The sequence below is a fragment of the Citrobacter sp. Awk 2 genome, assembly GCF_028069815.1.
Taxonomy (GTDB): Bacteria; Pseudomonadota; Gammaproteobacteria; order Enterobacterales; family Enterobacteriaceae; genus Citrobacter.
On sequence record NZ_JANEWL010000189.1, the window covers coordinates 1 to 2781 of the forward strand.

Annotated in this window: 2 protein-coding genes; both read right to left on the minus strand. The window is 47.8% G+C overall.

The window, feature by feature from the left end:
* Positions 1-44: 44 nt before the first annotated feature.
* On the minus strand, positions 45-764 hold the full coding sequence (gene dcuR, locus NNO02_RS22975) for a two-component system response regulator DcuR (RefSeq protein ID WP_005132485.1): 720 nt from the start codon (positions 762-764) through the stop codon (positions 45-47).
* Complete coding sequence (locus tag NNO02_RS22980; RefSeq protein ID WP_271442868.1) at positions 761-2392, minus strand: sensor histidine kinase; 1632 nt, start codon at positions 2390-2392, stop codon at positions 761-763. Before NNO02_RS22980 ends, dcuR begins: the two co-directional genes overlap by 4 nt.
* Positions 2393-2781: the final 389 nt, after the last annotated feature.

Sequence of the window (2781 nt, forward strand, 5' to 3'; positions counted from 1 at the left end):
TAATAATTGTTACTTTTATATAACGAATAATCCCTGGGAGAGTTTTATTGGCAGTATTGCTTAAGTAATGAGTAATGCTCTGCCTGAACGCGGTAGCGGTAAACCGGTCGGCCAGTAACACCATAGTGGATGCTGGTAAATAAGATATGGCAATTGACGAGCCAGATAAGGTATTTACGGCATGAGACCCGGGAGATATTAACCTCGTTAGCCAACTCATCTGTGGAGAACTCCTGGTCCTGGTGCTCATCAATCCACTGGCACAGCGTGCGTAACGTTTGTGGTGTCAACCCCTTGGGTAAGCGCCGCGTTTCCTGCTCGCTGGAAGAGCTACCATGAATCAGTTGGTCAAGCTCTGACTGTTCATAGTACTGGTGCTTCTCCATATCCGTTTTCTTTTGGAGCCAGTTGGTTAAGGCTTCTTCAAAGCGTGAGGCCTGAAACGGTTTGATCAGATAGTCAACGACACCGTAGTGGAGTGAGTCTTTGATGGTTGTTGCATCGGCGGCGGAGGAGATGACGATGACATCACATTTACAGCCTTCGCTGTGCAGAATGGGTAACAGGTCCAGACCGTTTTCTTTCTGCATATAAATATCCAGTAGAATCAGGTCAATATGATGTTCGCCATGAAAGATGATCTCTTTGGCTTTTTCGAGAGTTGAGGCCGTTCCGCAGCAATGAAAACCAGACAGCTGCGCGACATAACGGCGGTTTAACTCCGCTACCATTGCATCGTCATCGACAATTAAGACATTGATCATCTGCTGGCCCTCTCACCATTCCACGGTAACTGTACAAAAAATTGGGTGAAGACCCCAGGTTCGGATTCGACGGAAATATTGCCGCCAACGTTTTCAACCTGCTGTTTCACAAGTGCTAAACCGACGCCTCGCTCGGTTCCTTTTGACGAGACGCCCTTCTCAAAGATGTGGTCGATGTGTTCGGGGGCGATCCCTGGACCATCGTCATTCACTTCGCAATGCAACCAGCCGTGTCGATAATGTAAGGATACGCTGATCTCTCCCCCCGGTTCTTGACCTAGCGCCTCCAGGGCGTTCTCAATCAAATTACCCAGTACGGTGATCAACACCGCCACCTGATCTTCATTACTGTTTTCCGGCAACTGGCTTTCATTACTAATGATCAGGCTATGACCTAAATCAGATGTGCGATTAATCTTACTGAGTAAAAAGCCAGCGATCACCGGTGATTTTATTTTGCCTAACAGTGAGCCAATCTCTTCCTGATAATTGTTGGCCGTCTTAATGATGTAATTTTCCAACTGCTTATAACTTTTCAGGTGCAATAATCCCAGAATCACGTGTAACTTGTTCATGAATTCGTGGGATCGTTCACGAAGTGCATCGGCATAGTTGACCATACCATCCAGACGTTGCATGAGTTTACGGACTTCTGTCTTGTCTCTGAACGTTGAAATTGCCCCGATGATTTTGCCATTGCTCAGTACGGGAACGGTGTTGATTAAAAGCAGTCGGTCCTTCACCGTGATCTCCTCATCACGGCGTGGCGTTCCATCACGTAGCACCTGCGAAAGATCAACGACTTGAGACCACGCATGGCTGAGTGTGGAGAGCTGGGCATCATCTTGCGACTTACGGTAATCCAGCAGCTCCTGAGCGGCCTGGTTTATCAGTGTGACTTCACCACTATCATCAACGGCAATGACCCCCTCCTTTATAGAGTGCAGCATCGCCTGGCGCTGTTCGAACAGGTTGGATATTTCATAAGGCTCCAGACCAAACAGAATGCGTTTGAGAACCTTCACCAATACCCAGGTACCGAGTAACCCAACCAGAACGCCAAATAAGATGGACCAAAAGATACTGCCGCGGCTGTTATTGATCTGTTCGGTGACCCTGCTTAACTCGAGACCAATCGACACAACACCAATCTGCTGGTGATGTTCGTCATAAATGGGGGTGAAAACGCGTAGCGCTTTAGCCAGAAAGCCGCGATTAATTGCAACGTTCTCTTTGCCCTGTAACGCCAACAGGATGTCGTCACCTTTAAACGGTTGGCCGATACGTTGTGCTTCAGGGTGTGAATAACGAATGCTTTTCATATCCGTGACAACGATGAATAAAAAATCGTTGCGCTTATTTACCGCCTGAGCAATTGCCTGGATACCACTGTCCTCAGGCTTTTTCTTGAGCCCCTCGCGGATTTCAGGAGAGTTTGCCAACGTTCGCGCTACCGCAAGTGCTTTGTCTGCTAATGCATCACGTGTCGTGTTGCTGATTTGCGAGAAGTAAATCAAATGAACGACGAGCAGCACAGAGAAGAGGACAGCACTGACCATGAGGATCACGGTTGTGCCGAGTTTCATCGGGCGTTTGCGTATAGCAGTTCGTTGCAGAGGGTGTCTCATCGCAGTCCTGGAATCACTATTTGTACGGGTATTATCGCCTGATGAGGTACGTAATTCAAAGGTAGTAGGGGATCCGGGCGCTCCCGCCGCCATCCCTTCTTATATATGTAGTAGAAAACGGGCATCCGTTATTTTCTTTCTATATAGAAAAGAGAATTCAAGGTTGGTTTCTTCTTTTTCCGGGATGTGATGCAGGAAATATTGACGGCTTTGTGGATAACTCTGTGTGTAAATGGGTATAAGGCGGGCTTTTGCTGGGGATTGCAGCAGTCAGTCATTTTTCTGTCATTTAAGGGTTGCGGGCTGAGGGAAACTCCCTATAATGCGCCTCCATCGACACGGCGGATGTGAATCACTTCACACAAACAGCCGGTCCGGTTGAAGAGAAA

Excerpts from the sequence above, each read along its gene's own strand:
- NNO02_RS22980 (WP_271442868.1), bottom strand. The coding sequence starts at position 2,392 with ATGAGACACCCTCTGCAACGAACTGCTATACGCAAACGCCCGATGAAA.
- dcuR (WP_005132485.1), bottom strand. The coding sequence starts at position 764 with ATGATCAATGTCTTAATTGTCGATGACGATGCAATGGTAGCGGAGTTA.